This window comes from Chrysiogenia bacterium, assembly GCA_020434085.1.
Classification (GTDB): domain Bacteria; phylum JAGRBM01; class JAGRBM01; order JAGRBM01; family JAGRBM01; genus JAGRBM01.
In genome coordinates, this window is record JAGRBM010000491.1 from 1 (window position 1) to 2,229 (window position 2,229).

Sequence of the window (2,229 nt, forward strand, 5' to 3'; positions counted from 1 at the left end):
CCGTGGCGGCACTCGCTTGGGCCGACAGGGCCTATCTCTCGGCATTTCAGGACTGGCGCGGCTGGCTCGAGCGCGACCAGATCGATGCCGCCGTCCTGATGAATTATTCGACCGACGATGCACTGGCGCTGCACATCACGCGGGCCGGGGTCGCCGCGGCAGCGGCCTCGAAGCGGGGGCAGGCGTGGACCGGGCTTGGGGCCTGGCTGTTTTCAAGCAGACCTGAACGGCTTCAGCGACAGATGAATGACGCAAAAACTGCACAATCGGATGCCATAGTGCTCTTTTCCTACGACCGGATCATCGAATCGGAAGCTCTCTCGAAATCCCTGCGTCGCCAATAGGGTCGGGTGTCCTGAAATGGGTGAACAGGCATTCACCCACCTGGATCCGATCACCGGGCCCTGTCGAAACTTTGATAAACAGGTAAAATCATAACTTGTCGTTTCGAACAAATCCGTCCACGATTGGACCGGGCGGCAGACCGCTTAGGACATGAGGATACGATTGAATGGACAAGGAAGCCCTCCGCGAACTCAAGGCCATCAACAAGAATCTGGAGATGGCGACTCGCCTTCTGGCACAGCTACTGGTGGACGGGAAAGGCGTTGTTGAAGGCGCCCCCATCCTGCGCAAGATGGGCATGATGCCCGCTGAAATTGCAGAAGTTTTCGGCACCACGGCCAACACCGTGCGTGTGGCTGTTTCCCAGCAGAAGACCCGCAAGAAGCGCGGTCCGAAGGCCAAGGACCCTGCCGCCAAGAAGACCAAGAAGAAGACGCGCAAGACCAGGTAAGACATTCCCGCCACGGCAGGTATGCTGGCCCGCACTGACTTGCAGGAGGCCGCGACCGTGCTCCAGAAACTCAAGACCCCATTTCGCTGGTGGTTGGGCGTTGTCTTTCTGAGCGCCGGTATCGGTCACTTCGTCAGCGCCGATTTTTTTCTCGAGATCATGCCCGAGTGGATCCCCTTCCACGAGGCCTGCGTCTACCTCTCCGGCATCGCAGAGATCTCTCTTGGAACCGCGCTGCAGATCCCGAAGTTCCGCCGCCAGGCCGCGTGGGGAATCATTGCTCTGCTGGTTGTGGTCTTTCCCGTGAACATCAACATGGCCCTGACCGGGCAGACCCAGCTTCAACATGCCCCCGATTTCCTGCCCCCGATCTCCGAAGCGGGCCTGTGGGTTCGCCTTCCCATCCAGTTCATTCTGATGGCCTGGGCGTGGTGGTACACCCGCGAGGAAACCGCCGCCGAATCGCCCGCTGAACCTCCTGCATCCGGGGCGTGAGGCCGGTCACGCCGGCGGTGGCTCGTTGAATCTATACTTGCGCCCATGACTCCGGGAGGAAAAAACCTGACAAGAATAGTGGCGCTCTGCCTGCTGCTCGCGCCCTCGGGCTGCGGCGTGCGCGTGCGCATGGATTACTGGGTGGGGCGAAGCGTCGATCAGCTCCAGCGTGACGAGGGGCTCCCGAAAGTCGTGATGGCGTTTCCCGACGGCACCAAGGCGTATCGGTATTGGGGCGCTTATCAGCAACAGGGTGTCGATTCGGAAAATTCCATGCGCGTGCTCTGCGTGTCGGAAAAGCTGGATATTTGGGATGGGTGTGCTGCCAAGTACATGGACAGCGATGCCTACCATCTCTGGCGAAAAGGACGCCTTCCCAGTGACAGCGACTACGAAGTTGAGGATCACCGAACTTACTACGTTGATGTCTCAGGCAGGATCGTGGGCTGGTTGTTCAAGGAAAAGGCTGCCGGCAGGTCACCCAGCTACAAGTACGGGCCGAAAACCGAAGAAGGCTTTGCGTTGATCAAGGGCTACTTGAGCCGGGAGCGCGCCTGGCTTGAAGGGCAGGGAAAGCCCGATCCCGAGCGTCCGCCGCGGGGGAAACTGCGGCCGGATATTTTTGACTACGACACTCAGCCAATCGAAGAGGAAGAGTCTTCGCCGGTGAGCGATTTCGTCGCCGAAGATGTTCCGGGTGGTCTGTATTCTGCGGGCAAGGGAGTTCGGAATACCCTGCGTGCCATTGTTCCCGGCACGCAGCCGGATTCGGGCGAAGAGAACAAGTCGAGCGACGCCGAATTGACCGAGCCCTAACCCACCTTCTTGCGCCGCCCCTTGAGGAAATCCACCAGCAGGTACTCGCCCAGGCGGTCGGGGTGGGTGTAGAAGGCGCGGCCCTTGTTGATGCGCGAGAGTTCGTTGATGAAGCCCACCAG

4 protein-coding genes are annotated in these 2,229 nt (G+C 59.9%); all 4 read left to right on the forward strand.

The window, feature by feature from the left end; all coding sequences use genetic code 11:
* A partial coding sequence (locus KDH09_16555) for a hypothetical protein (protein ID MCB0221310.1) occupies nt 1-344 on the forward strand: 344 nt, incomplete at its 5' end.
* 167 nt (nt 345-511) lie between these two features.
* Nucleotides 512-796 carry a hypothetical protein gene (locus KDH09_16560; protein ID MCB0221311.1) on the forward strand — a complete coding sequence of 95 codons (285 nt, stop codon included), beginning with the start codon at nt 512-514 and terminating at the stop codon, nt 794-796.
* A 57-nt stretch (nt 797-853) separates the two neighbouring features.
* Nucleotides 854-1,291 (forward strand): DoxX family membrane protein, encoded by a 438-nt coding sequence (locus tag KDH09_16565; GenBank protein ID MCB0221312.1) that lies wholly within the window; start codon nt 854-856, stop codon nt 1,289-1,291.
* A gap of 129 nt (nt 1,292-1,420) precedes the next feature.
* The gene (locus tag KDH09_16570; GenBank protein MCB0221313.1) at nt 1,421-2,107 is read left to right on the forward strand and encodes a hypothetical protein; all 687 of its coding nucleotides are present in this window, start codon (nt 1,421-1,423) and stop codon (nt 2,105-2,107) included.
* Nucleotides 2,108-2,229 lie beyond the last annotated feature (122 nt).

Bases quoted from the DNA above. Each gene is read 5' to 3' on its own strand.
- KDH09_16560 (MCB0221311.1), top strand. From the start codon at position 512: ATGGACAAGGAAGCCCTCCGCGAACTCAAGGCCATCAACAAGAATCTG.
- KDH09_16570 (MCB0221313.1), top strand. From the start codon at position 1,421: ATGGATTACTGGGTGGGGCGAAGCGTCGATCAGCTCCAGCGTGACGAG.